Here is a 22,956-nt window from a genome sequence, read left to right on the forward strand (position 1 = left end):
TGCGTAAGTTTCTATATAAGAACTCTTACGCACTAAAAGCAGCGTGCTTTTGCGCAAGTCTTTTTAGGTTTTTTGAGACTTACGCAGTATGACTTATGCGTTACCTATGGTTGTATTTCTATTGTGACAGCGGGTTGTGTTGTTGGTGCCCGAAAGGAAGGACACCCACCCTCCTCTCGGCATATGGCTCAACAAAACTAAGCTTTGTTTATCTGATTTATCGCAAGATTCGTGAGCTTATTGTTAGTGGCTTTTTCCTGATCCAGAATCTGGGTCAACAAAGTATGCGCTTCTGTATGTCCGAGTTCCTTGGCCCACTCGCGCAGAGAACCATATCTTGAGATTTCATAATGCTCTACTGCCTGACAAGCCGCTAACAGACCAGCGTCGAGAGCTGTTCCGCTTGCTTCTTCAATCAAGCCGTCTGCTTCTTTAATCAGTCCTTCGATGGCGTCGCATTTCTCAGCGTTGGGCTTTAGTTTGAGAGACTTGAACACTTGATTCAACGTTGCGATCTGACCTTTGGTTTCCTCCAGATGCTCCTCGGCTGCCTGCTTTAGTTTGGCACTCTTTGCCGCTTTGGCTACCTTCGGGAGCGCTTTGGTGATCGCGTTTTCTGCGTAGTAAATGTCCTGTAAGGTGTGCTCAAAAATATCAGAAAGGGTTTTCACATCCATCCTCCTTGTTAGGAAGACGAAACGAACGATTCGCTGATAGGTTCCTGGGTAAAATTCCGCGAATTGCGCCGGAAACTGCTAACTAGAGCAAAAAACCGCCCGACGTCTAAGGTGGCCCCCTTGTATTCTGGCGCTATCCCGCTTGTTGCTTGCGTATCAAAAGTCTCTCTTCGGGAACGGAACCGCGACAACTGCGTTTACTGAAGCCATTGACCCAGAGTGATAGAAAACATGGATCAGCTTCAAATCGCGCTCGAAGAAGCGCTAAAGTCCGATAACTTTAACGTCTGGCCACACATTATCGCGTTGGCTGCTGCCTACATCCTTGCATTGCCGATTGGATGGCACCGAGAACGCCAAGAGCGAAGCGCCGGACTGCGGACCTTCCCACTCGTCGCAGTAGCCAGCTGTGGCTTTATTCAAGCGACAGAGGGAATAACCACCGACAATCCCGAAGCGCTTGCGCGCATTATTGAAGGTGTGATCACAGGCATGGGCTTTATTGGCGGTGGCGCAATACTTCGCTTGAGCTCGTCAATCAAAGGCACAGCGACAGCAGCCAGTCTGTGGTCAACAGGCGCTATCGGCATTGCTTGCGCTGTCAACGCCTTCGACGTTGCCATTATCATAATGGTGTTTGCGCTGCTCACTCTGATATTCTTCTCAAACGGAAAGTCGGATACCGAGGACATAAGCACAAAAGATACCCAATAAAAAAGCGGCCTTTCGGCCGCCTTTTTACACCGCTCTGACAAAGGTCGTCATGCGTCGTTGGATCGGGTCTCGTTCTTCGACCTTCTTCAGAAAGCCTTCCGCAAAGAGCGCCTTGGTGATCATCCCGACGCGCTTCTTGTCCGTTTCTTCGTCGACATCCAGTTGCAGAGCGTAGGCCACTGCTAGCCCGACCCATTCCTTAGCGTTAGGTGCTTGCTTATACATCCCGCCATTAACGGCACCACGGATGGCCTCGCGCTGCGCTTCTGTAAGTTCGTCTGCAATGTCCTCGCTGGTCGGCCAAGTCCAAGCGATAACGACCGGCGCATGATCCTGCGGCTTTGTCAGCCCCTGCCCGTTGCCAAGCGCAACACTCTCCAGCTTGCGCCAATCAGCCTTGTGAGAAAGAGGTGCAAGGTTAGCCTTCCCGTATGTGACAGAGAAATACGCAAACCGATCCATTGACCCCATCCCTGCGTCTTTGGCCTGCGCTTCGGACATGCGGTTAAGCACACGCACCGAACGCGCCGCACCGATCAGGGACACAGCACCGCGAGCGTCTTCAACCGTAGCCTCACGATCGCTCACCTTGCGCAGATGGTGCACGATATCGATTGAGCAGTTCGTGCGGTCAGCGACCTGCGCCCATAGCTTGGCCACCTTGTCGATTGCGCCATTGTCGTTTTCATTGACCTGGTGCGTCGAGACGAACGGGTCAACAATCATCACGTCAATGCCGAGCTCCGAGATCGTCTCAACGACTGCTTCAACAACCGGCTCCTGAATGCGCACGCCTTTCTTGTCGTCGATCGCAATGACCAGTTCCTGCTCGCGGCCTGTGTCGAGAAACAGATGCCCATCGATATCGGCTGGCTTCAGATTGAAATGAATGCACGCTGCCATGATACGACGCTCAAGCTCGTCGCGAGGATCTTCGGCATTGAACAACCAGACCTTTAGACGCTTCGGCGGCTTCGTGCCGTTGAGTGCTTTACCTGACGCCATGGCGAGCGCTTCGACGATGCTGTTCGCAGTTTTGCCAAGACCGCCCGGCGCAACCGTTACTGAAACATACTTACGAATGAAGTGCTTACCGAACGCAAACTCGCGCCTAGGAAGCGTCGACGGGTCTTTCCATACGAAAGGTGTAGCGATGATTGCGCGTTTGTTTTCAGTAGTTTGTTCCGGTTCGCTGATAGATGAATCAAAGTCCGCAACGGGCTCTGCAACAACGTCAGTGCGTGCCTCCGCTTTTGCCAAGCCATTGGCAATCATGCGGCTGATATCGACTAGGCGTGTGTTGTCGTTGTCATTCTGCGGCACGATACGTGGGCTGCGGGCACCGGCTGCCAGGCCGTTGTCGATGGTCTTGACGCAGCGCGGCCAGTCGCGGCCCCAGCCTCGTGCCACGTCCTGCAACAGCGCACGCGCTTCGGACTCAGCCAGAGCGCCAGCCCCGACGAAAGTGCCCAAACGAAACGCGGCGTCGTTCAGACGGTTGTTGCGGTTGCCCATCGGTTCAAGCGCGAGATCGTCCAGCTCAGACTGAACAGCACGCTCGACATAACGATCGTTGATCTTGCCACTGACAGACGGCGCTGCGGTGTATGTGCTCTCGTACGAACGGGGCAGCACGAGTTCCAGCAGCCAGTCGGGCGCGTCGACCGGCTCCTGCTCCATGATCCAGCGATATGGCAGGCCAACCCCCGGCACGCTCCCGGCCGCAATGACATAACCGCCGTCACCGCGCACATCGACGCCGGAGCCAAGCGCGCCACGATTACGAACGCCCTGACGATGACGAAAGAAATAGTGACGGCCGCCGCTCGTGGTTTCTGCGGTCAGCGTTGCAGGCAGCGCGCCGTGTGCGGCCTCAAGCGCTGCAAGCGTTTCGTCGCCGCCGTGCTTCGGATCGATATCCAGCACCCATGCACCAATAGGTGCACCTGTCGGCACGCCGATCATCGCGGATGGATTGCGGCGCCAGTATTCGCGAACGATGCGTTCGTTCAGTGTCGCGCCACGGAACCCGTTTGATGTCAGAGGCGTTTTAGTAGCGAGGATTTCGATTTCACCGGTTTGTGGATCGATAATTTCCTCGTCGCGGTAGCGGCACGGGAAAACCGGCCAGTTTTGAGCCTGATACGACAACGCGACGTCGAGCATTGGATCAGCATCATTGACCAAAGGTTGCGCTGAAATAATCATAGCTGTACTCATTGTTTTCAATTGATTCGTTCCTTGAAAGGACTCGCATGAGCAGATCGACATTAACGGGTGGACGGTACATCGGTGGACGCTACAAGACATCGAACGGGGTAAACGACACTTGGTCAGTGTTTGATCAGAAAGCTCAAAAGCTAGTCGAAATGGGATCAAGGCAGGCGGTAGGTCTGAACTACCGCGATGCCAAAGAACTCAGCGATCTTCTCAACACGCTCGAGGCAAATCGTCAGGCTTCCTGACGTCGTTGTCGTTAGCGGCTTTCCTAAAACGGTGCCCTTCCTAAAACGGCGCCTCCTTCAAAGCTTCCCGCATCCCTCGCCCACAGCCTTCCCATGCGGCTTTCACCAGCATGCGTGCTTCGAGCTCGTCGCATTCCGCAAGATCGGTTTTGCCTATGGACCCAAGGAAGGCTCCTACTGCCTCAACACCGGTATCAAGAGCGCGTAATTCGTAAGGGTCGAGCCTTCGGCGGGAACGAATGTGCTCGGCAATATCTGCGCATTCCTTGCATAGCCAGCGGATCGGTTCTCGGTCTGACTGCACGCCAAGTCCCACGGCGTGACGGAGGCAGACGTGGCATTGATCTGGATGGCTCATGCGGCTTCTCCGAAGAGGTTGGGCTGCACAAGCGGTTGGTTGTCGTTCGCAGGTTGCGCTTTCGCGGCAACGACGGGCGCATCTGTAAATTCAACGCAAACGATCTCGCACATTGGAGAGACGCCTTTCCACTGATCGATGAAATAGGCAGTATCGACGCCGCAGCCTGCATCGAAATGCAGACCGGTCAACTCCTGGAACTTAACGGCTTTGCCACTAGTTTGCCTCTCATAGCTTTGCCGTCCTGAATAATTAAAGCCCGCCGACATTTGTGGAACGATGAACGTGCCGTAGTCCGCCAGATGTGCCGCAATATCGATTACGTGGAATTCGAAGTCCTTGCCGCTGTATCTCGGGGAATTTCTGCTCCGCTTGATGTTTCCGAACGGAGGGTTGCTAATCGCACTGTCGAAGTGCCCCAGTCCCATATCGAGAACATCAAATACGTCAGCGTGAATCCATTCTGCTTCTGGCAGCAACTTTTTCCCGACCTCAAGATAGTCCGCATTACGCTCTACACAGGTGATTTGCGGCCTACTGTCGTTGAAACGGCTACGCTGCCAAATGGCGTAAGACAGCATTCCAATCCCAGCGCACAGGTCAATAATGCGACCGCCGCCAGCATCTATCGCAAAATCAAACGCCATATCGAATGGGGTGAAGAAGGCACCAGCTTCGCCGTTTACGTGGTTAGCGCCCTCGTTCCAGTTTCTGTATACGAATTCCTTGTCGTCTTCCGACAGACGCTCTTGCTGCAGGATAGCGACTGCTTGAGAGTGGGCCTGAGCCTGCGCCCTCGTGAGCTTAGCCATTAAGCCACCTTCCCCAGCAAATCTTGGTTATTATTGGCCGCAACATACTTCTCAGACTCGTTCCCCCATGAAGACCAGCCCGGCCACGCCTGACGAGCAAAGAGCTCTAGATAAGTACCGTCGACCAGCTTCTCGATGCGTCCGTACTGTTCATCTGGTTTGCGGGAATGCTCGCGACGCGGAGCCTTGATGAGTGAGCGCACGCCTTTCGATAGGCGGCGAGGCTTGCCGCGCTTGAACAAATGACAGATTTCAACTTCCTGCCGCGTCCAGTAACCCATGCCCATGCGGCCTTTGTCCCAGACAAAAGCAATGCTGACAGGTTTGAAGCCCCACGCGGCTGCCACATCGATTGCAGCGGCCTGCAGGTGCGAAACCGTCCACATGAACAACAAACAGTCGCGAGCGCATACCTGTTCGACAGGCAGCGCTTTGATATCGTCGAGCGACATCACGCCGTAAGGCTGGCGACCTCGTGCTGGCGCGACGTCTTTTTTACCATATGTTCTAAAAGACCAAGGCGGGTCCGCAAGGACGCAGCCGAAAGGCCCGCTGGGTAGCGGTGCATGCATTCATTCTCTCCTCGTGTTTGGTAACCCGCCAGTGGGTGGCTGGCGGGGTGGTTGTTAAAGGCTGGGCGCTCCGCCTTGCTGCTCGGCAGCAATTGGGATGCTGAGGTCAGGAAACCAGTCGTCATAGGTGGAGACGTTCATCCGTCCATCTGCGGCCGAATTCCAGCCGCAGGAGCATTCGTATTCGTCTTTGATGTACAGGCCGACGCCTACGTCAACGCATTCAGCCTCAGCGGTGCCGCCGCAATCCTGGCATTTCATGAACTGATCGCCGTAGTTTGTCATGCTGCCTCGCTGATACTATCGTGGCGCGCGAATTCACCATGCAGATGGTTAGCAGCTTGCTCCCGTACTTTTCCTGCCTCCTGCGCGGTTGCATAAATACCAAGGTGGTGAATTTTTCCATTGACCCGGACTCTAGCAGTTCATCCACCACGCCTCTTATCAAAACCAACACCCTTAATTCCACTTGTGTTATCGGCTCTCAGGGCTGTATTCATTAAATTTTGCGATCGAGTAGCGGGGCGAAGGTTATTGGGCCTGTTGTTCATATGGTTCTTATCTATGTGGTCTATCTCTGAAGGAACGTCCGTTAGGTTGATGCCACGACTTAAGGCATAAATTATACGATGAGCATAATAGCGCTTTTTATCGATAGTGATCCTAATATAGCCATCAGATCGATAGTTTCCGGCCGTTTTGCCTGCAGCATGAATTGTCCAACTGTGCCAAGACTTCCAACTAGAGAAATGTTCTAATGGACGTTGTTTCCATGTGAGAACTCCCGCGTCAGCGTCAAGATCAAAACACTCTTTAAGAAACTCTGGTGACATATCTGTCATCGTGCGATTCTTTCCTCATACACACGAAAACCAGGAATTGAACGGATGCCAGACCTAACATCTGTTTGAGCCATATTGACGATCAAGTCTTTAAACGCTTCAGGCCGCTTGCCCCAGTAGTGGTCAAGCGCGACGCCTTCGTCAACAAGATCGCAATGCCAGACCGAACGAAGGCCAGTGCCAGTCGTTGCCGCTTTGTCTTCGCGCTTCGCCCAACGGTCAGCTTGCTTGGCTTCCTTGACCAGTTCCTCAGCCTGCTCGCGCGCTTCCAGATTGCCGGCGCTCGCCTGAATTGCCTCCTGCGCCTCGCGGATTACGCGGTCGGCTTCCTCACGCGCTGCCTTGGCAGCAGCTTCCTTTTCAGCGGCAACCTTATTGCGCCACGGGGTCAGGAGACCTTGCAGCACTTCCTTGCCGAGAACGACTTTGCCCTTGCCTGACGTCTTAGTGTTGCCGATCAGTTTGTTGTAGCGCGTCTGGATTTCTGCTTTGGCGTCGTCGTGTGGCTTCGCTTCGTCCTTGCGAACCTCATCGGCGCGCTTGCCAGCCTCATGCAAATTGTCGTGCAGTTCGGTTACTGCGTCGGCAAGCGCCTGATTGTCGATGGCTTCGCCGTCTGCGAAATTCTTAGCTTCAGCAAACAGGTCTTCGATTTCTTGCTTGATCTCTTCATATGCAGAGGTCGGCGGGTTGTTGTGTCCTGCCTGCGCCGTGGTTCTTGCGGTGTACGGATCGTAAGTGTCATTAGTCATCTTCAATTCTCCTCGTGTGGTTGGCTGGTGAGGCCGACAGTCAACGATGCAGACTGCTCATAAAGATAGTATTAATGAACGGTTAAGATATTTCGGTTGTATCACCCAGTATTGGCAACCGTTACATTTGTTCTATTTTATTCTAGGATTTATTTCGTAACCTCGGCATTGCATTGACCTCCTTTGGAAATATGCTTCCCGTATCGCGCACCCCAAGCCCCCCGCCCAAATGCGCGATGCGGGCCTTTTTCAAAATGGAATCTCGTCGTCCAGCAGTTCCGAAAGACCGATAGAAACATTGTCATTTGCTGGCTCCGGAACGTTGTCGTTATCTGCTTCAAAATCGAGGCCCGCCCGTACGTCTTTCACATTCCAGTATTTGCCATTCGGAACGACGCTGATTTCGTCGGTGGTGAGCAACTCTCGCTGACGTTCAAGCCACTCCATGACCGTTTTAGGGAAAGGTCGCTGGCCTCCATGCTGTGTCCACCATCGATGCGCCTTGGTTTGTGCAAAACCCGTATGCTGCGGACAAAGCCATTCATTGATCTGCGTATAGCCAGCGATGTAGCTGCACTTGACCGATGGCGGCTTGTCGCCCTTGCCTTCGTGGAAGTGAAACGTCCTGCCTGTTACCTTGCGCCATTCAGCTTCGGCGGTCGAAAGGACTGGGGCATCAGCTGCTTGAGCTGTAATGGACGTCTTTTCGCTTTCAGGAAAAACATATCCACAACAATGGCATGTCTTAGCCGATGCATGAATCGTTTCGCCGCATCCGAACTTGCCTTCAGTGTCACGCACTGCTCCAGGTGTTTCTTCACTCGGACACACCTTGCGGGGCGCTTCACCGTCACCGCTTCCCGGTGCCCTCGGCCTGATCTGATCGATAGGTCCGTGATAGGCAAGGTTCTTGCCGTGATCGGCAATTAAGCAATCGGTCTTCCCTGGAGAATTGCGGGTTCCTCGTCCTAAAATCTGCACGAGTTTTCCCGCCGACTTAGTTGACAAGATCAAGCTGATGAAGTCCACGAAAGGAAAATTTGTCCCGGTGGTAATCATTGAGACTGAAGAAATTGCCCAGTACTTACCGGATCGGAACCCCTCAAATACCTCCTTGGTTTGGTGAGCGTTATCACTCGTCAGGACGGCACAAGTGCGCCCATGACTATGAATGCACTCAGCAATGTGCCGCGCGTTTTCCTTACTGGTACTAAAGAATAGTCCTGCACGGCGACCTTCAGACATAACCATGTCTTCCGCGACAGCAACCTCAATGATCTTTTCAGCGGCGGCCGATAGTTGTCCCGGTATGTAATCGCCACCCCTAGACCCAACTCCCTTTAGGTCAATTTTCGCGTTTGTCTTGTGACTGGTGAGCTTCGTCAGGTAGCCATTTTCTATTAACTCCGCGATGCCGATTTCATAAACGACATCGTCAAACAACTTGAACCTGACTTTATTGCCATCCTCATCTACATCGTCGTCGGAATCCATTTCATCGGTCAGACGGCCTGAATCCATACGATAATCGGTTGCTGTAGTGCCAGCCGTTCTGCTGTCTGGGTTCTCCTCACGTACATCTCGAAAGAATTTGCCGTATTGGGTATTAGCATTTCGGCTAATGGCATGAGCCTCGTCGACCAGAACAAGGTCGATCGGGCCCAATTGCTTGACCTTATTCCAAACCGACTGAATGCCACAGAACAGCACTTGCGCCCTACTGTCACGACGATTGAGGCTGGCGGAATAAATGCCAGCAGGCGAAAACGGGCAGAGACCCAAGAACTCCTTGAAGTTCTGTTCGACCAATGACGCCGAATGCGTGACATTGACGATCCGCATGTCTGGGTATTGAGCAAGCAACTCCTCAATGATCTTGGCAATAACCAGGGCTTTCCCGGCACCGGTAGGCAGCACAATTAATCCGTTGCCGCCGCCATTGGCCCAATATTCATAAAGCGCGTCTATGCTTTCGCGTTGGTAAGACCTGAGTTCCAGCATTACAATAGCCGTCCATTTTGTTTCGCAAATTCAAGTGGATGCTTTGCACCCTTAATGTCATTACATAGAGGGCAAAGGATCTGAAGGTTTTCTGGCCAGTTTGATCCACCGAGAGCTAGCGGCATTATGTGATCCACATGCTTAGCTTTTTTGGTAGAAACACCGCACTCAGCGCACTTGTATTTTTGTGCCGCATGGATCCTCAAAATATCTTCCCCTGTATGAACGCCATCAGCTCCACGCCGTCGCGCACGCCTAGTCCTCGAATGTGCATTCACAATTTCTGGGTTTGCTTTCTTCCATGATTTTTTTGCTGGCCGACTTTGATCATTAACCTTTTCGCGGAATCCAGGTTCATTCACTATTCTCCATTTTTTCCGCTCGTTTTGCTTCTTGCGCCGCTCTGGCTTTGCGTCGAGTACGCGGCCAATCTCCCTAACTTTCTCTAGGAATTCAGGATCTTCAGTTTTCCTTTGGGCTTGATAAACACGCATATAATCTCGCACGCTTTGAGCTGTTGCTGCAGATGTCCTTAACTTGAGACCATTTTCATAACTGCAAGCAACGCAGTTGCGGCTAGATGCGAAACGAGGCGATACGTGTCCACGCAGACATGGGTTCCCATTAAAATATTGTGTAGCACCGACAGCGAGTGCCGCCGCCTTAGTGGGGAGCCAAGGACCATAACGAATTGGCTGATTATCATTATCGTATTTCACGCCGCCTTCCTCCCCTCGCCATCAACCCACACCTCACCGCTCTTCATGCGATACGTGATCGTCTCGGCGTCCTCGTCGACGTCGATCTGTTCACCATTCACCATGCCCGGCAGATACAAATGCGCCGGGCAACCGTCGCGTTGCTCGTCGATAGACAAAGGCTTTGCCCATCGTGCGCACGAGATATGGCAATCACCGCCGCTTTCAGGTTGAGCATGAAGGCAGGTTCGGCAGTTCACACGCGGCTGTGCATCGTGATGACAGACGGCCTTGTGCTTGCAAAACATGCATCCGAAGAACTCCGGGTTTTCGCTAATTCTGCTCGGCGGCATGTCCGAAAACACGATGCGTTCGCAGCGAGCGACAAGCCTTAAGCAGAACTCCAGATCGTATTCGATGCGCTCGGAATAGAGACTGTCGCTGTCCTTGCATGAGACGAGATAAAGGCACCGGCTTAAACCGAAGGCATGCATTCCAAGCTGACATTGCGCATAATGCAACGGCTTTGCTTTTTGACAGCCATCCTTAACAATCAGTGCGAAGCCTTTGGCGTTGCTCGACTTGAACTCAAGCAGGTGTTCGGTCTTCGATGCCTCCGGCACATTCATTGCCTTACCGTCGCACTTGCCGCGTACGAAACCTGACACAAGCCGGATTTTGTCTTGCTGCCCGTACACGTCGACGCCGATGCGTTCGAGATCAGCGACGAGACGGTCTTCCTCGATGTTACCCGTTTCAAACAAGCGCAGCTGGCGGCCGCTGTGGACTTCGTGGGCTGACGCCCATCGGAAACCATACCAAAGCGCCCTGTCGCATTCGGTGCCTGCCTCGCCCACGCTGATGCCCCACGAGTCCCAGGATTTCGCCTGGGCCTCGTAAGCAGCATAGATCGCGCCGACGGTTGTAGATTGTGGTTTGGGGAGTGGAGCCACAGTCTATGTCCGCATCGGCATAATTACGCACCTATACCCCGGCCTGCTCGCCGACGTGATGAGCGCAGGCGAACCGGCATCTGCCATTGACATCGTTATTTCATCCGCACCAAATGCTGCCATGAGGTCGGTGACATACTGACCGTTGAAACCGATCGTCAGCGGCTCGCTGCTGAAATTGACTTCCATCTCCTCGGTAGCGTCGCCGCGATCTGGATTAGCGACATTCAATGTCAGAGCATCAGAGGCAAATGAGAAGCGAACGGCCTTCCCACGTTCGCTGGCGATGACCGACGTGCGACCGACAGCTTCGCGCAGTGCTTTTGCCGACAGCGTAGCGACACGCTCTGATGGTTTTGGAATAACGCGCTCGTAATCCGGATATGTGCCGTCGACCAGCTTCGACAAGATTACAGTCGAACCGCTCTCAACCATGACCTTATTCGATGACAACGAAACTGACACGACGCCGGTCGGCAGCAAGGACAGCAGCTTGTTAGGCAGAATGACGGGAGTAAACGTCGCTTCCTGCTCAATGCGTGTCGATGCAAGGCGATGACCATCTGTCGCCGTGGCAACGATATGGCTGTCCTTCGCTTCCAGAAAAACGCCGCAGAGATAATAGCGAGTTTCTTCCGTGCTGACAGCAAACTGCACTTCCTGCACGAGTGATGCCAGATCTACTTTGATCGTGGTGTCGAAGCTTCCGTGGTTGAAGGATGGGAAGTCAGCAGCTGGCAGCGTGTCCAGCTTGAAGCGACTTTTCCCAGATTTAACGACCAGATAACTGCCGTCGGCTTCCAAATTAACGTCGCCAGTTGCCTTCTTGGCAATGTCTGCAAGCAACTTGCCTGCAACCGTGACTGTGCCGTCCTGACTGTCCAGAACCGGCAAGCTGGTGCTGATTTCCAGATCAAGATTTGTACCGGTGATGCTCAGCTGTCCTTTGTCCGCGGACAAGAGCACGTTGCCAAGAATTGGGATTGTCGTTCTGGCCTCGACTGCCTTTGTCACGGTCGACAAGGCATGCGCAAGCTGCGCTCGGTCAAGCGTTACCCGCATGGGTTTCTCCTCGTGTTGGTGGTAGGCGCGGCTGGTGACCGCGCCGTGGTTGGTTCTTACTTAGACCAGGGACGGCTGCCCGCAGCTTTTGCAGGCTGCGCTGGCTTGTTGTTGTTTGCAGCTGCAGGGCGGTTGTCATTGGCTGGTCGCTGCGCTGCCGCCGCAGGCTGCTGAGCGTCAATGCTCGGCTCAGGCACGTTATTTTCGTCGGGGAAGAAATATTTCTTGATCTCGGCGCGCGCCGGATACTGGCCGTCCTTTGAAGGCTTGCCGAGGGCCACTCGCACCGTGAACGACTTGAAGAGCAGGTCGTCGGTGTCTTCTACCGAGGACATTTCGAGCGCGCGGCAAAGGCTGGCGAACTGCCGCTGGCCGATCTCTGCGCCTGCGGATTCTTATTCTCGATGTTGTAGTTGTTGAACAGCTTGCGATCAGCATATTCAACAGGCTCGAGCACCTTCATCGTGGTTTTCAGAATCGTGCCGCTGCCGGTAGATGTTGCGGCAACGTCGGCCGCTTCGATTTCCATCTTGTATGTGCCGTTCGGCAGCTCGGAATAGTCCGACTGCGTCGTGTCGTGTTGGGTGGCGTCAAACGCCGTTCCAAGTCTCGCCATGTGTTAGTTCCTCGTGTTGGTGATGTGGTGAATGCGCAGATTAAGATTTTGCGCGAAACACGGTGGGTCGGAAGAACCCACCGATGAAGCCAAGCGCAGCGCCAATCTGCCAAAGTGACAAGTGACCAGCATTCACGCCTAACGCTGCAAGGAATTCCTGCACTGTTTCAGTGAAGAAGAAACCGACAACCCATCCCGAAAACGCGCCAAAGAGAACGCCGATTAGCGGTGCAAAGAAAAGGATGGCGGCAACCGTGACCAGTCCCGCTAGTGCTTTTTCCATCAAGCAGCCTCCTGCAGCGTGACCGGCCAATACTTCGCAAGCTCGGCGAAGCCCTGCCCTTTGCGGTATGGAACGGCGTCGGGCATTGAATAGCGGTTCTTGGCATTGAAGCCAGCACCTTCATTCAGATGGATCTGGCGCTCTTTGCCGCCCTCTGCATGAGCGACCTTTGTCTGGCGCGCGACTTCCTTTTCCTTGATTGAAACGCGATAGTTCATGAACGCCACAACGTCAGACTTCTCGCGAACAAGTGCGTTGGCGCGCTTGTGAAGCTTCGGCTGATACCTCGAATAAGGATCGGTCGTCGGGCTATCGAACCGGACAATCTCGGGGTGGGCAAGGATGACCACATAAATGCCAGCTTGCGCGAGCGCCGACAGGGCCGACATGAGCTCATTCCATTCGGTGTCAGCTTCCACGTAGCCTTTTCCGAATCCAGCTTCCTCAATACTGGTGATGCCAAGGCGGGCACAGGTCGCAGCCCAGACAAGCGGTTCGAGGCCGTCCGCGCTGTCAATAATGACGGTGCGCCGATCGTGCTCAACTGTCAGCAGTTCGCCGATAATGTTGAGCAAGTCGTCGAAGCTTTCAATCGTGCCTGGCGTTGCCATTTCGACGTCGGACGGCGGACGCTCGCCTTCTGTGGCCAGATAGATCGGATCTGGAAACTCAGCGGCAAGACTGGTCTTTCCGATGCCGTCGACGCCATACAAAAGCATGACTGGCGGGTCGTTTCTCTTCGTCGATTTGAGGCTTGATAGGCTGATAGCCATAAGTAACTCCCCGTGTGTGTTTGGTTGGTAGTTAGTGGCGGAGCGAACCCCGCCAAGTTTGCTTATTGCAGCTGCAGCATTGGCACCGAGCCGCCCGGCAGCATCGTGGTTGGCAACTGGCCATTCCACTTTTCAGCTTGCGTCAGAGCCACAAGACCGGGATTTTCGCGAAGTGCATCGCCGCGTGCCTTGATCGAAGTCGCTTCTGCATCACCCTTAATCCGGATTGCTTCGGCTTCTGCATTCGCTTTTGCACGTACCGCGTCAGCGTTGGCCTTTGCCTGTGTGACCGTGATTTCTGCCTGCACCTTCTCACGTTCGGCGTTCTGGCGAAGTTTCTGCACCTCCACCTCTGCAAGCATGCGTTGCTCGATGCTGGCCTCGTAAGCATCTGAGAAGTCGATATTCTCAATCTGCACACTGTCGATGATGACCGGGCCTTTCACCGAACTTTGAATCGCAGAAGCGACTTCAAGATTAAGGCGGGATCGCTCCTGAATTGCTGCTACTGCAGTGAACTTGCCGAACACGGTTTTGAGGTCTTCATTCACTCGTCGATCGACGAGCCGAGACAAAAGACCATCCTCCCCGCCGTAGACGCTGTAGACTTCTGTCACCTTGTCGGCTGGAATTCGATAATTGACCGACAGGGAAAGAACCGCTGACTGCTGGTCTTTCGAGTAAGCTGGCACTTCCTTATAGAGCTGAGCTCGCGACTGGACTGAGACCTTCACCACCTCTTCGATCCAAGGTGTTTTGAAACCCAGACCAGGTTGAGCAGTACCCACAAGCGCGCCGTTGCGCAGCAGAACGCCTCGTTCGCCTTGGTCGATTGTGTACCAAGAGCCGAAAACAACTGTCAGCGTGATGATGAATGCAAAAAATCCGAAAATAGCTGCGAGAATACGCATTATCTTCTCCTCGTGGTTGGTTTGGTGGTGGTTTTGATGATGATCTGAGCAACGCCGACCGCAATGATCCCGCATAGGACGAGGCCGCCGATTAGAGCTAACGCGTTCATGCCAGCCTCAATCCGATCATCATGGCCAGCAGGATAAGCGACCCGATCAGCCAGACTGGCGCAGAAGTTGTCAGCGTGGGGAACCGTGGGTAGGTCACAACAGCACCCATGAGTAAAAGCCGATGGCCAGAGCTAATGCTGCAACAACTAACAGCCCTTGGACGAAGCGATCACCAAGGCCCAGCGTACTTTCGCTGGACAAGATGCGGTCGTCTTCGACTACGTAGTCTTTGAAGGGCGCCATCAAGCTACTCCCCTCGTCTTTGTTTTTGCGGTCAGCTTCACACCCTTGGTGAAATCGACCGGAATGACATTGTCTTCTTCTGTGCCGATCTCAGAGCCGCCACCGCCGTCGCCATCATTGGCCGGTGGTTCGACTTCGAAGCGCGAAACTTCAATCGTCCCAAGCCCGGTGCCTGGTATCCAGAACCGCACTGTTAGGAACATGCAGCCATCTCGATCGCCGATAATGATGCCCTTCCATCCTGTCAGCTTGTGGGTCACAATTGAGCCGGGCAGATCCCAGCAGTCACCGCACTCGCAAGTCACGCTGCACCCCGCTTCGTTCTGCTGAAGGACACAGGAGCGTTCGAAACATACCGACCGTCTTTAAGGACGGCAGTGTCTCGGGCATGCAGCTTCTGCGCGGCTGTTCGATAAGGCTTGCGGTTCGTCGTGTCCCGCTCACCAGTCCGCGTGAATTTGGTTTGGTAAGCCTTGTGTGGCTCACGCAAGTTATGGGATTTCATTGATATTCCTCCTGTTAGGAGGTTGATCTGTGGCCGGTCAAAAATACGTAGGTTTATAATTCCGACGCGGCCATCGTTGCTCAGGCTGCTATTGCGCCCGGCTCGTAGTTATCGTTCGCGGCTTCTAGCGCACGAATGCGTGGCATTGCGATATAACTGACGCAGTGATTGGCCGTGGACCATCCACCGTTCGAAACACACCGCACAACAATGCGGTCGGCTGTAGGTTTTGGTATCGGACGGCGCAGAATTGAGGCTACTGTCGATCTGGGCAGGCTAAGCGCGTTTCCAATCTCAGTCGGAGTGGCGCCCGCCTCGTGCATACGATGCACCTCTTCTATTGTTTCATAATCTTTCATGCTCTCCTCGTGTTGGTGTTGGTTGACAAATGGCCTTGGTGAAGCCATCTGTCTGGTCGGCCCGGGTGGTACTGGGCAAGGAAACCAGCGTGTAGAAGCGGCGTAAGCCCTCCTCGTGTAAGCGCTGGGATTACGAGGCGGAGCGAGCAGCGGGTGGTGCCGGCTCATAAACTCCGCCTTTTTATGCTTTCGCCGCCTTATATTGCGACCAGATAATGGCGGCGAATTCTTGCCTGTCGGATTCGTCTAGGGCAGCCCATGCATCCCAGAATGCCTGACGATTCTTGTCCTTATTAGACGCCACTGCTTTGGCAGCGTCGTCGGCAATGACATCAAACGCTTTGTCGGCAGTTATTGGCTTGGTATTCGGTGCTGGTCGAGCGCTCACTTTTTCACCCGCTTCGGCACGGGCGATGAGACTTTCGCGCTTGTCGGCGGTAAGCTTAATGAGCGCGTCCATTTCAACGCCACTGTCAAGGCTGGTATTCGCAATTTTTTGGGCATCATCGCCAAGCTCACGTGCGCGACGCAGCTTACGATTGATGTCAACCTTGGACGAACCTGTGACTTCTGCGAGTTCGGCTGCGAATTGTTTGTTCCCGCGCCCGGTAGTTCGTAAAGTGGAACAATTTGTTTCACTTTCTGACTTACTAATCTCACTCCAAATGACCTGCCTCCGCAAGATATGTGCGGCTTCCTGTGCTGGCGACAGTTCGGATCGAGCCAGATTTTCATCGATCTCCATCAGTTCAGCACGAAGTTCATCTACTTCGTAGACCTCACATTCGATCACTTCATGGCCGAGAGACTGCATGGCAAGTAAGCGATGCCGTCCGTAGATGAGGATGGGTACACGCCCCCATTCCTCACCATCAATCACCATCGATTCAACCACGCGGACAGCAGGCGGATTCATCAGCCCGACCTCAGAGATGCTTTTTGCTATCTCTGCAACCTTTTCCATATTCGCGCCGCGCATGCGTTTATCGTCTATATGGATGTCCTGAATATCATACCGCCTGCGTGCCATTTTAAGCTACCTTACGGATGTCTTTATTGAAGACGACTTCGCGGAGCTTGCCACCCGCCTTCCAAGAAATGAAATGATGAACAAATGCTCGCAGCCAACTTTCACGAGACAGCTTTAATTTGTGCTCGGAGTTGAACAATGCCTTATGAAGAATAAGAGCGGGATTGCCACGTTTCATGTCTTCCCCATTCCGAACACGTCGGAAGAAGTCATTAATGTCGTTCGAAATAAATCCGAGTGACAGAAGATGAAGGGCAGCTACGCCACAAACAGACGGGCCAGCGCCCTTAACTGGCGTACCAGCAGCGCTAGCCGCTTCTTCAATCTGGTTGCGATTCTCGTGGAAATAGTCGTCGACCTCTGAAGGTGTCGGTGATCGATCAAAATATGTCTCGAAAGCAAAGGACGCGATTGCTGACAGGCGCACATAGTCGTTTACGCCGGCAATGGCTAATCGGTCCTTTGCTTGACGCTTATCGCCGATATCAACAGTCCGCATTGACTGCTTTGTAACACCGTATGAAACAACCGTCTCGATAGACTTTCCAGTCAGAAGAACCCCAAAAGAGCGATGCTGACCATCGTTGACTGTTCCATCCTTGCAAATGATGATGGATTCACCGTTGACCTCAAAACGACCTTCGGCGATATCCCGCATGATCTTGGCAAGGTTTAGGGCTTTTACGCGACGATTACCGTCGTTGTTCAACAGAAGGATTTGAGCGCGTTCAGATGTGATGATGTGAACATTTGCATGTGGCTCGCCGTCGGTAATCATTCGACGATGCCAGGCTATCGCCTTATTAAACTCAGGCGTGCCGCTGTAAACGAAGAAGCCTTCATCGTTGTCTGCATTGATCAGACGCGCTGCGATACGGGCTGCCTCTTCAAAACGCCCTTCACGCACCAAGCGGAAGACCTTGTCGTGTTCAGTTTCATTCGTCGATGCATGCTTAACGGCTGCCGACCGAGTAGCAAGACCGGACGTAATTGCCGCCTTCGGCGCATCTTCTAAAATACGCGGCTTAGCTGCAGCCGCTGGCTTATTAAACAAAGCCTCCGCGCGAGCCCGCTCTGGCGTGTATCTTTTGTTACGGGTCATTACAGGAATTTCTCGGCCTCTGGCCTGCACAATCTGCATATCAATTCTCCTCATGGTTGTACTTTGTTTGGTTGCATGCTTATGGGTAGATGTCGGTGGGGAGCAAATAGCCACTCTGCAGCTTCGGCTGTTCTCATGTAGGCGAAGCGGCGCATCACTGCGTTCGCTGAGAGGCGGCTTTAACCGTCAGAGCGTGGAGGTATTGGCTTATGCTGAAACCTAAGTTGGTCGCAGTTCGTGCTTACGTTCGTCTGCGATTTGGCCGACTTGAGCATGTCAGTGCTCATTGGCGGTCGTGGCCGGGACAACTGGCCTTCGATTTCTAGGCTGACGTTACAAACCAGCTCAATCCCCACCGGCACCTATTCTTTTGTTCTATATGCTTCTATTCTTGCGCATGCTTATGTGAGAGTGTCGGTGGCCGCTTTCCCCGTGCTCGATGTGTGTCGTGTTAGCAAACACTGGTCATCCATGAATGGCCGTCAGTCTAAACACCCACCAAACACGCGAGGAACAGCAGCATGAAAAAGATTATTGAACGTCTCGTCCACATACGCTCTTATGTACGGTTCAGACTTGGAAGGCTTGAAAACGTCCGAGAGCACACCCGTTCCTGGCCTAATCAGCTTTCATTCAACTTCTAATATTGTACGGCCACCGGCACTCACTAATAAGCACGCGCAACATCGCCAGCCTCATATGTGAGGCCAGCGCTCCTGTTGGTCTACGGTGGGTATTTGTCGTTGACGGCGAAAAGCGCTCTGATCGAATTGGTCATGATTTTCTCCTCGTGTATTGGCTGGTCGTCTTGGGATTTTTTGTAGCTATCTGTCCGGTCGCGGGAGCTCCGGCTTCTCTTTGTGCAACTCATTCTCCTTTTGTGCGTCCCGACATTCTGTGTGTCGGCTGATGATTGGAAGATATACGTGATTCGTATTTATGTCAACGAGATGTGATACGTTTTTCGTATTTTTTAAAAGGATAACAAAAAAGGCCGCTTGCGCGACCTTGAATATTCAAACGATAATCGTATTAGAGTGAGCGCCAAAATTCCCTTGGCATCCGCATTACAAACTTCCTAGCCCACACAATTTCTACATCTTCGATATCCGGAGCATTTGTACTGGTTAAAGTGTAGAGGCCAGGAGCCACACCGCGACGAACGGTTTTTATAAGGACGCGACCATCTTGCAGTTCAACCATGCAAGTCTTGCCGAGTGCGTCTTCGGGTAGCATCTCGATTCCTGAGTAGGCGACGAGATCCCCATCCTCAAAAATGGGATACATGCTGTCGCCGCGAACAATAGCGCCAACGGTGTCTTTCGGCAGCGCGCTACTGATGGTCACGTCGTACAGTGGATCGCCATCGTCGATCGGGTAAACTTCGGCGCCAGCACCTACATATCCAAGCACAGGTATCTTTGTGCTACGATCCGGCAGTGCCATTCCGCTCAGCTTACTCATTATGACCATTTCATTGGCCTTGAGCTGACGCTTGCCTTTCAGAATTTCACTTATCGCAGGCTGTCGGTTTAATCCGAGCTCTTTGGCAACTTGTTCTTGCGTCAACCCACAAGCATCAAGCGCTTCAGCGAACCATTTAATTATATCCGTTTCCATAGAAGATATATCGCATAATCGTATAACTGTGTCATATACGCATTTCGTATTTTCGAGTTGACAGCAAAATACGTTTATCGTATATGTTTTTCCAACAGCACGAAGACACCCAGACGAACGGGCCGATCTGCTGAACCAACCCACACGAGGAGTACCAATTATGACTGCAGTTTCACCGAGAAGAAGAAGATCGCCAGCACCTCGCAAGAACGAAGTAATCGGCGGCGGATTCTTTGTATTCCGCCGCGGCAAAATAACCGGCCGCGTCAGCGTAGCTACTACCCTGCCTTATGAGCACGGCTCTTTTGAGCAAGCACTGGCTGAGGCAACACGCCTCGCCAAGCTCTGCCCGGGCGAAACATACGAAGTTTTCCAGACAAGCGGCGCTATTGCTACCAGCAATGAGGCCTTGTTTGACGCGCTGCCCGCCAGCGCAGAGCCTGCCGACGAAGCCATGGCGGAGGCTGCGTGATGAACCGCGCCCTGCTGGAAATGCTCGCCGACATGGAGCCAGACCTGCACACCGAAGTGCATCGTGCTTGCAGTGACGAACCAATGCGTCGCCCGGATCACCGCGCCAAAAAGCACGCTCGCCCCATGCCTTGGATACGATACGCAGCGCGCGAAGCCGTTGAGATGACGGTTGTCATTGGCTTCTTTGTGACGGTTGGCGCAGTAGGGCTCGGCGTCACATGATTTATCGCGAAAGATAGCGACGGGGCGTAGCGCCTCAGGATTTCCCAAAAATCGACGATCCACGCGTTTTCACGCCACGGGTCGTCACGCTTACCAACACCACACGAGGAGCACCAATGATGTCCGCAAGACAAATCCTTACCGCCGACGAGTTCATTGCTCAGGGAACGACCGCAGCAGCGATCCTTTCGATTGCCCGTTGGTATCGCGTGAGCGACCCGGCGACTGCCGCAAAGATCAAAGACATTGCATATGATGTGTCACGCAAGACGGGCGAGCAGTTCCGTATGCGCCGCGTGCGACCGGTTAACGACAATCGCCGTCCTTTCAAGCGGAGGGCGGCGTGATGGACATACGAGCCCCAGACATACGCGGCAGCAATATCGACGCCGCATTCCTCAACGCGTTGCGGCTAGGCCCGCAGCGCATAGGGAACCACGGCATACCAGCGCCCGTTGCTCGCCGTCTGGCAGCAGCAGGTCGGGCTGTCGTCGTTGGTGATGAGATGCGTTATGTTGGTGAGGTCCTGCGATGAATAATTATCCACAGGCTGCAGGCGTCAGCGTCCAAAATAAGAACAAATGCGGATCAGATGGAGATTCCGCAGCCGCCCCATTCCTGCAACGGGTGTCATCCCCACGTGCGCAGGCGTTGGAGGAAGCGGCTAAATGGCACGAGAGCGAAGCAGAAGGTTATGAGGCTGAAATCGGTGGTACTGACGTTACTGGCCTAATGCTCGCTAAAGAACACCGTATCAGCGCTATAGCCATTCGTGCCCTTTCTTCTCAGCCTGTATCGGATGGCTGGTTGCCTACGCATCGGCATAAGAAGCGCGGCACCGAGTACGCCCTGATCGGCATTGGAAAGATGCAGGCTGACAATTGGCAGGTGAGCCGTGATGGCTTTGACCAGTCAATTGATATGGAAGAAGTCGCAATCTATCGCAGCGTAGATGATGGCGCGATCTGGGTACGCCCACGTGAAGAGTTTGAAGACGGTCGCTTCGTCACCCTCCCAGCCTCACCGGGAGCGTCGGAATGAGAGAGCTTTCAATAGATGCCCGCGTAATTGCTCAATCGGTTTTTGGTTTTGGTGAAAAATCAACACTCCGGGTAGGAGGGACCAGATCGGAAAACGTCCTAACCGACAGGTCTTTAACGGCTATCAATGAGTTGATCGAACATGGCTTTGTTCAGTCCCGACCTTTCAACGATTACGGTCGGATAGAGTATCAAGGCACCGCGAAGCTATCTCAAATCCCTAAGCTAAGTTTTGCGGAAATGGAAACTCATGGACAGTTTTCACTAACCCGCCCGACAGGAGGAAGCAATGTCTAACCTTATTAGTCTGATTGACGCTCTGTTAGAACTTGATGCGAAAGGCGCTCTCGTTCCGCATGGCATCGGTGGACACGCAAGAACACTGCTTCAAAGGTGCAAGGATGAGCTTAACACCCGCCCCGCGCCTGCCGCTACAGATACGGGACTGGTGACGGTAGGATATGTGACACCCGGATGGCTCGCTAAGCATTGTTCGGCGCATACTATTACTGCACAACCAACTCCAGCATGGACAGAAGCAGTCGTCACCCGCTCGCAGGCCGAGGCCATCATTGCGGTGGAACGGGCTATGCGCAAAACCGCAGAGCAACGTCTCGCACAATCTCAAGATGACTTGAAGCAAGTGAGAGCCGACAACGCGGCGCTGACTGTGGAGATAGAACGTCTGCAAAAGATCAACGCCATGATTATGGGCGATGATGAAGCTGCACCACGATACACGACTAAGCGGATGAAGCAGGAAGTCGAGCGCGCCACCCAAGTTATGCGCGGAGAAGCATCAGATCGAGAAGCGTACGTCAGATCCCTCGAAACCCAACTCGCGGCAGCAAGGAAAGCGCTCGAGGAAATCGCCAGTTTCACCCAGACAACCGATCTTTGTGGTGGCAAGAACGCGCCCGCGCCGCCTTGAGACCGCCACATGACCCTCATTGACAGACTATCCAATCTGGACGGGCCTGATAGGGAAATAACCGAACGCGAAGGATATATTCGCGAACTCTCGAAAGGCACTCAATACGGATTTGAGAACGATGCGAAAGCTATTTCCCACCACATGGGTCGCATCGCCCTCTTGCGCGCAAAGGAGGGCAGCAATGCCGAGTAAGGAACTCATAGAGATGGTCGCGTATGGCGACAGAACACAGGCAGAAGCGCTGCGTATCGCCTACGACCGTCTGAAGTCTCTTGGCTGGAAGTTCACCCATCACGATGTTGGAAGGGTTGCGAAGGAGATAATCGAAGCCCTCAACGCCAGCCCACTAGGGGAGCAGAGCGAATGAACCATCAGGAAATCTGGTGCCAGCCTTCCGACCAGCCAAAGCGCCAGTTTATAGTTCTGTTTGACGATATACAGATGGATATGGCCGTCTTTGATGATGAAGATGAAGCGCGGGATTATTGGGAAAAAGCAAACCTTAATTGGAATTGCTACCTACTCGGCACCATGCCTCGCACCCCTGCCGGTCGCCAAGCCCTGAAAGGCGGTGACGCGTGAGCAAATCAAATAATGAGGGAATCAATATGCAGCATGAAAACGACAACGAAGCTGATCTGCTTATGGGCGTCGAGCCTATCGCCAAGTATCTTGGTGTCACCAGGCGCCAAGCTTATCGGCTGGTTTACGATAAAATTATGCCTAGTTTCAAACTTGGTGGCACAGTCGCCGCTCGCCGATCCAGCCTCAAAAAATGGATGGAAAGCTTGGAAGCCGAGCGGACCGCGTAAACCGTGTGCCATGTG

General features: G+C 53.4%; 36 protein-coding genes. 13 read left to right on the forward strand and 23 right to left on the reverse strand.

The window, feature by feature from the left end:
• Positions 1-197: 197 nt before the first annotated feature.
• On the reverse strand, positions 198-671 hold the full coding sequence (locus C9380_RS16065; RefSeq protein ID WP_105534692.1) for a YciE/YciF ferroxidase family protein: 474 nt from the start codon (positions 669-671) through the stop codon (positions 198-200).
• 237 nt (positions 672-908) lie between these two features.
• Here C9380_RS16065 and C9380_RS16070 point away from each other — a divergent pair, with 237 nt between their 5' ends.
• On the forward strand, positions 909-1,391 hold the full coding sequence (locus C9380_RS16070; protein ID WP_105534693.1) for an MgtC/SapB family protein: 483 nt from the start codon (positions 909-911) through the stop codon (positions 1,389-1,391).
• A 24-nt stretch (positions 1,392-1,415) separates the two neighbouring features.
• On the opposite strand, the gene C9380_RS16075 is transcribed toward C9380_RS16070, so the two are convergent.
• On the reverse strand, positions 1,416-3,599 hold the full coding sequence (locus tag C9380_RS16075; protein ID WP_247877612.1) for a bifunctional DNA primase/polymerase: 2,184 nt from the start codon (positions 3,597-3,599) through the stop codon (positions 1,416-1,418).
• Positions 3,600-3,646: 47 nt separating this feature from the next.
• On the opposite strand from C9380_RS16075, the gene C9380_RS16080 reads away from it, so the two are divergent.
• Positions 3,647-3,856, forward strand: coding sequence for a hypothetical protein (locus C9380_RS16080; RefSeq protein ID WP_105534694.1), 210 nt, complete (start codon positions 3,647-3,649; stop codon positions 3,854-3,856).
• Positions 3,857-3,896: 40 nt separating this feature from the next.
• Here C9380_RS16080 and C9380_RS16085 read toward each other — a convergent pair whose 3' ends face one another.
• From C9380_RS16085 to C9380_RS16175, 21 genes are all read right to left on the reverse strand, one after another.
• A complete protein-coding gene (locus C9380_RS16085; protein WP_128094020.1) occupies positions 3,897-4,214 on the reverse strand; it encodes a DUF6511 domain-containing protein in 318 nt (105 codons plus the stop codon).
• Positions 4,211-5,026, reverse strand: a complete 816-nt coding sequence (locus C9380_RS16090) for a methyltransferase (protein ID WP_128094021.1) — start codon at positions 5,024-5,026, stop codon at positions 4,211-4,213. Before C9380_RS16090 ends, C9380_RS16085 begins: the two co-directional genes overlap by 4 nt.
• Positions 5,026-5,598, reverse strand: a complete 573-nt coding sequence (locus C9380_RS16095; protein ID WP_128094022.1) for an MT-A70 family methyltransferase — start codon at positions 5,596-5,598, stop codon at positions 5,026-5,028. The genes C9380_RS16090 and C9380_RS16095 overlap by 1 nt, the downstream gene beginning before the upstream one ends.
• 54 nt (positions 5,599-5,652) lie before the next feature.
• The gene (locus C9380_RS16100) at positions 5,653-5,883 is read right to left on the reverse strand and encodes a hypothetical protein (RefSeq protein ID WP_128094023.1); all 231 of its coding nucleotides are present in this window, start codon (positions 5,881-5,883) and stop codon (positions 5,653-5,655) included.
• A gap of 140 nt (positions 5,884-6,023) precedes the next feature.
• Positions 6,024-6,440, reverse strand: coding sequence for an HNH endonuclease signature motif containing protein (locus C9380_RS16105; RefSeq protein WP_128094024.1), 417 nt, complete (start codon positions 6,438-6,440; stop codon positions 6,024-6,026).
• Complete coding sequence (locus tag C9380_RS16110) at positions 6,437-7,192, reverse strand: hypothetical protein (protein ID WP_128094025.1); 756 nt, start codon at positions 7,190-7,192, stop codon at positions 6,437-6,439. Before C9380_RS16110 ends, C9380_RS16105 begins: the two co-directional genes overlap by 4 nt.
• A 249-nt stretch (positions 7,193-7,441) precedes the next feature.
• Positions 7,442-9,193 (reverse strand): DEAD/DEAH box helicase, encoded by a 1,752-nt coding sequence (locus C9380_RS16115; RefSeq protein ID WP_128094026.1) that lies wholly within the window; start codon positions 9,191-9,193, stop codon positions 7,442-7,444.
• Complete coding sequence (locus tag C9380_RS16120) at positions 9,193-9,912, reverse strand: HNH endonuclease (RefSeq protein WP_210249775.1); 720 nt, start codon at positions 9,910-9,912, stop codon at positions 9,193-9,195. The genes C9380_RS16115 and C9380_RS16120 overlap by 1 nt, the downstream gene beginning before the upstream one ends.
• Positions 9,909-10,844, reverse strand: a complete 936-nt coding sequence (locus C9380_RS16125) for a PDDEXK family nuclease (RefSeq protein ID WP_128094027.1) — start codon at positions 10,842-10,844, stop codon at positions 9,909-9,911. The genes C9380_RS16120 and C9380_RS16125 overlap by 4 nt, the downstream gene beginning before the upstream one ends.
• A 3-nt stretch (positions 10,845-10,847) precedes the next feature.
• The gene (gene dnaN / locus C9380_RS16130; RefSeq protein ID WP_128094028.1) at positions 10,848-11,906 is read right to left on the reverse strand and encodes a DNA polymerase III subunit beta; all 1,059 of its coding nucleotides are present in this window, start codon (positions 11,904-11,906) and stop codon (positions 10,848-10,850) included.
• A gap of 56 nt (positions 11,907-11,962) precedes the next feature.
• Complete coding sequence (locus C9380_RS27545) at positions 11,963-12,241, reverse strand: hypothetical protein (protein WP_247877613.1); 279 nt, start codon at positions 12,239-12,241, stop codon at positions 11,963-11,965.
• The gene (locus tag C9380_RS27550; RefSeq protein WP_247877614.1) at positions 12,229-12,522 is read right to left on the reverse strand and encodes a DUF669 domain-containing protein; all 294 of its coding nucleotides are present in this window, start codon (positions 12,520-12,522) and stop codon (positions 12,229-12,231) included. The genes C9380_RS27545 and C9380_RS27550 overlap by 13 nt, the downstream gene beginning before the upstream one ends.
• 40 nt (positions 12,523-12,562) lie before the next feature.
• The gene (locus C9380_RS16140) at positions 12,563-12,805 is read right to left on the reverse strand and encodes a hypothetical protein (RefSeq protein ID WP_128094029.1); all 243 of its coding nucleotides are present in this window, start codon (positions 12,803-12,805) and stop codon (positions 12,563-12,565) included.
• Positions 12,805-13,578: an ATP-binding protein gene (locus C9380_RS16145; RefSeq protein WP_128094030.1), complete on the reverse strand. Its 774-nt coding sequence runs from the start codon at positions 13,576-13,578 to the stop codon at positions 12,805-12,807. The genes C9380_RS16140 and C9380_RS16145 overlap by 1 nt, the downstream gene beginning before the upstream one ends.
• A gap of 62 nt (positions 13,579-13,640) precedes the next feature.
• Entirely contained in the window at positions 13,641-14,489 is an 849-nt protein-coding gene (locus C9380_RS16150; RefSeq protein ID WP_105534705.1) for an SPFH domain-containing protein, read from the reverse strand.
• A 204-nt stretch (positions 14,490-14,693) separates the two neighbouring features.
• Complete coding sequence (locus C9380_RS26910) at positions 14,694-14,843, reverse strand: hypothetical protein (RefSeq protein WP_164844674.1); 150 nt, start codon at positions 14,841-14,843, stop codon at positions 14,694-14,696.
• A complete protein-coding gene (locus tag C9380_RS16155) occupies positions 14,843-15,148 on the reverse strand; it encodes a hypothetical protein (RefSeq protein WP_105534706.1) in 306 nt (101 codons plus the stop codon). Before C9380_RS16155 ends, C9380_RS26910 begins: the two co-directional genes overlap by 1 nt.
• A 280-nt stretch (positions 15,149-15,428) precedes the next feature.
• Positions 15,429-15,707, reverse strand: a complete 279-nt coding sequence (locus C9380_RS16160) for a hypothetical protein (protein ID WP_128094031.1) — start codon at positions 15,705-15,707, stop codon at positions 15,429-15,431.
• Between the two features lie 181 nt (positions 15,708-15,888).
• Complete coding sequence (locus tag C9380_RS16165; protein ID WP_128094032.1) at positions 15,889-16,737, reverse strand: ParB/RepB/Spo0J family partition protein; 849 nt, start codon at positions 16,735-16,737, stop codon at positions 15,889-15,891.
• 1 nt (position 16,738) lies between these two features.
• Positions 16,739-17,878: a hypothetical protein gene (locus C9380_RS16170; protein ID WP_128094033.1), complete on the reverse strand. Its 1,140-nt coding sequence runs from the start codon at positions 17,876-17,878 to the stop codon at positions 16,739-16,741.
• A 993-nt stretch (positions 17,879-18,871) separates the two neighbouring features.
• Entirely contained in the window at positions 18,872-19,459 is a 588-nt protein-coding gene (locus C9380_RS16175; protein WP_128094034.1) for a S24 family peptidase, read from the reverse strand.
• A gap of 160 nt (positions 19,460-19,619) precedes the next feature.
• Between C9380_RS16175 and C9380_RS16180 the strand changes: the two genes are divergently transcribed.
• From C9380_RS16180 to C9380_RS16230, 11 genes are all read left to right on the forward strand, one after another.
• Positions 19,620-19,931 carry a hypothetical protein gene (locus C9380_RS16180; RefSeq protein ID WP_247877615.1) on the forward strand — a complete coding sequence of 104 codons (312 nt, stop codon included), beginning with the start codon at positions 19,620-19,622 and terminating at the stop codon, positions 19,929-19,931.
• Complete coding sequence (locus tag C9380_RS16185; RefSeq protein ID WP_128094035.1) at positions 19,931-20,155, forward strand: hypothetical protein; 225 nt, start codon at positions 19,931-19,933, stop codon at positions 20,153-20,155. Before C9380_RS16180 ends, C9380_RS16185 begins: the two co-directional genes overlap by 1 nt.
• A 119-nt stretch (positions 20,156-20,274) precedes the next feature.
• Positions 20,275-20,502, forward strand: coding sequence for a hypothetical protein (locus C9380_RS16190; protein WP_164844675.1), 228 nt, complete (start codon positions 20,275-20,277; stop codon positions 20,500-20,502).
• Positions 20,502-20,690, forward strand: coding sequence for a hypothetical protein (locus tag C9380_RS16195; RefSeq protein WP_128094037.1), 189 nt, complete (start codon positions 20,502-20,504; stop codon positions 20,688-20,690). The genes C9380_RS16190 and C9380_RS16195 overlap by 1 nt, the downstream gene beginning before the upstream one ends.
• A complete protein-coding gene (locus tag C9380_RS27085) occupies positions 20,687-21,196 on the forward strand; it encodes a hypothetical protein (protein WP_210249776.1) in 510 nt (169 codons plus the stop codon). The genes C9380_RS16195 and C9380_RS27085 overlap by 4 nt, the downstream gene beginning before the upstream one ends.
• On the forward strand, positions 21,193-21,492 hold the full coding sequence (locus tag C9380_RS16205) for a hypothetical protein (RefSeq protein ID WP_128094038.1): 300 nt from the start codon (positions 21,193-21,195) through the stop codon (positions 21,490-21,492). Before C9380_RS27085 ends, C9380_RS16205 begins: the two co-directional genes overlap by 4 nt.
• Entirely contained in the window at positions 21,485-22,126 is a 642-nt protein-coding gene (locus C9380_RS16210) for a hypothetical protein (protein WP_128094039.1), read from the forward strand. Before C9380_RS16205 ends, C9380_RS16210 begins: the two co-directional genes overlap by 8 nt.
• Before the next feature lie 9 nt (positions 22,127-22,135).
• Positions 22,136-22,321, forward strand: coding sequence for a hypothetical protein (locus C9380_RS16215; protein WP_128094040.1), 186 nt, complete (start codon positions 22,136-22,138; stop codon positions 22,319-22,321).
• Positions 22,311-22,496, forward strand: coding sequence for a hypothetical protein (locus C9380_RS16220; protein ID WP_128094041.1), 186 nt, complete (start codon positions 22,311-22,313; stop codon positions 22,494-22,496). Before C9380_RS16215 ends, C9380_RS16220 begins: the two co-directional genes overlap by 11 nt.
• Positions 22,493-22,711 carry a hypothetical protein gene (locus C9380_RS16225; protein WP_128094042.1) on the forward strand — a complete coding sequence of 73 codons (219 nt, stop codon included), beginning with the start codon at positions 22,493-22,495 and terminating at the stop codon, positions 22,709-22,711. The genes C9380_RS16220 and C9380_RS16225 overlap by 4 nt, the downstream gene beginning before the upstream one ends.
• Positions 22,708-22,941 carry an excisionase family DNA-binding protein gene (locus C9380_RS16230; protein ID WP_235822369.1) on the forward strand — a complete coding sequence of 78 codons (234 nt, stop codon included), beginning with the start codon at positions 22,708-22,710 and terminating at the stop codon, positions 22,939-22,941. Before C9380_RS16225 ends, C9380_RS16230 begins: the two co-directional genes overlap by 4 nt.
• Positions 22,942-22,956 lie beyond the last annotated feature (15 nt).

Source organism: Brucella pituitosa, from assembly GCF_003049685.1.
Taxonomy (GTDB): domain Bacteria; phylum Pseudomonadota; class Alphaproteobacteria; order Rhizobiales; family Rhizobiaceae; genus Brucella; species Brucella pituitosa.

Bases quoted from the DNA above. Each gene is read 5' to 3' on its own strand.
- C9380_RS16225 (WP_128094042.1), top strand. From the start codon at position 22,493: ATGAACCATCAGGAAATCTGGTGCCAGCCTTCCGACCAGCCAAAGCGC.
- C9380_RS16140 (WP_128094029.1), bottom strand. From the start codon at position 12,805: ATGGAAAAAGCACTAGCGGGACTGGTCACGGTTGCCGCCATCCTTTTC.
- C9380_RS16175 (WP_128094034.1), bottom strand. From the start codon at position 19,459: ATGGAAACGGATATAATTAAATGGTTCGCTGAAGCGCTTGATGCTTGT.
- C9380_RS16075 (WP_247877612.1), bottom strand. From the start codon at position 3,599: ATGATTATTTCAGCGCAACCTTTGGTCAATGATGCTGATCCAATGCTC.
- C9380_RS16115 (WP_128094026.1), bottom strand. From the start codon at position 9,193: ATGCTGGAACTCAGGTCTTACCAACGCGAAAGCATAGACGCGCTTTAT.
- C9380_RS16070 (WP_105534693.1), top strand. From the start codon at position 909: ATGGATCAGCTTCAAATCGCGCTCGAAGAAGCGCTAAAGTCCGATAAC.
- C9380_RS16185 (WP_128094035.1), top strand. From the start codon at position 19,931: ATGAACCGCGCCCTGCTGGAAATGCTCGCCGACATGGAGCCAGACCTG.
- C9380_RS16220 (WP_128094041.1), top strand. From the start codon at position 22,311: ATGCCGAGTAAGGAACTCATAGAGATGGTCGCGTATGGCGACAGAACA.
- C9380_RS16180 (WP_247877615.1), top strand. From the start codon at position 19,620: ATGACTGCAGTTTCACCGAGAAGAAGAAGATCGCCAGCACCTCGCAAG.
- C9380_RS16080 (WP_105534694.1), top strand. From the start codon at position 3,647: ATGAGCAGATCGACATTAACGGGTGGACGGTACATCGGTGGACGCTAC.
- C9380_RS16105 (WP_128094024.1), bottom strand. From the start codon at position 6,440: ATGACAGATATGTCACCAGAGTTTCTTAAAGAGTGTTTTGATCTTGAC.
- C9380_RS16085 (WP_128094020.1), bottom strand. From the start codon at position 4,214: ATGAGCCATCCAGATCAATGCCACGTCTGCCTCCGTCACGCCGTGGGA.
- C9380_RS27085 (WP_210249776.1), top strand. From the start codon at position 20,687: ATGAATAATTATCCACAGGCTGCAGGCGTCAGCGTCCAAAATAAGAAC.
- C9380_RS27545 (WP_247877613.1), bottom strand. From the start codon at position 12,241: ATGTCCTCGGTAGAAGACACCGACGACCTGCTCTTCAAGTCGTTCACG.
- C9380_RS16150 (WP_105534705.1), bottom strand. From the start codon at position 14,489: ATGCGTATTCTCGCAGCTATTTTCGGATTTTTTGCATTCATCATCACG.
- C9380_RS16145 (WP_128094030.1), bottom strand. From the start codon at position 13,578: ATGGCTATCAGCCTATCAAGCCTCAAATCGACGAAGAGAAACGACCCG.
- C9380_RS16195 (WP_128094037.1), top strand. From the start codon at position 20,502: ATGGACATACGAGCCCCAGACATACGCGGCAGCAATATCGACGCCGCA.
- C9380_RS26910 (WP_164844674.1), bottom strand. From the start codon at position 14,843: ATGGCGCCCTTCAAAGACTACGTAGTCGAAGACGACCGCATCTTGTCC.
- C9380_RS16210 (WP_128094039.1), top strand. From the start codon at position 21,485: ATGTCTAACCTTATTAGTCTGATTGACGCTCTGTTAGAACTTGATGCG.
- C9380_RS16095 (WP_128094022.1), bottom strand. From the start codon at position 5,598: ATGCATGCACCGCTACCCAGCGGGCCTTTCGGCTGCGTCCTTGCGGAC.
- C9380_RS16215 (WP_128094040.1), top strand. From the start codon at position 22,136: ATGACCCTCATTGACAGACTATCCAATCTGGACGGGCCTGATAGGGAA.
- dnaN (WP_128094028.1), bottom strand. From the start codon at position 11,906: ATGCGGGTAACGCTTGACCGAGCGCAGCTTGCGCATGCCTTGTCGACC.
- C9380_RS16205 (WP_128094038.1), top strand. From the start codon at position 21,193: ATGAGAGAGCTTTCAATAGATGCCCGCGTAATTGCTCAATCGGTTTTT.
- C9380_RS16100 (WP_128094023.1), bottom strand. From the start codon at position 5,883: ATGACAAACTACGGCGATCAGTTCATGAAATGCCAGGATTGCGGCGGC.
- C9380_RS27550 (WP_247877614.1), bottom strand. From the start codon at position 12,522: ATGGCGAGACTTGGAACGGCGTTTGACGCCACCCAACACGACACGACG.
- C9380_RS16160 (WP_128094031.1), bottom strand. From the start codon at position 15,707: ATGAAAGATTATGAAACAATAGAAGAGGTGCATCGTATGCACGAGGCG.
- C9380_RS16170 (WP_128094033.1), bottom strand. From the start codon at position 17,878: ATGCAGATTGTGCAGGCCAGAGGCCGAGAAATTCCTGTAATGACCCGT.
- C9380_RS16165 (WP_128094032.1), bottom strand. From the start codon at position 16,737: ATGGCACGCAGGCGGTATGATATTCAGGACATCCATATAGACGATAAA.
- C9380_RS16110 (WP_128094025.1), bottom strand. From the start codon at position 7,192: ATGACTAATGACACTTACGATCCGTACACCGCAAGAACCACGGCGCAG.
- C9380_RS16090 (WP_128094021.1), bottom strand. From the start codon at position 5,026: ATGGCTAAGCTCACGAGGGCGCAGGCTCAGGCCCACTCTCAAGCAGTC.
- C9380_RS16190 (WP_164844675.1), top strand. From the start codon at position 20,275: ATGTCCGCAAGACAAATCCTTACCGCCGACGAGTTCATTGCTCAGGGA.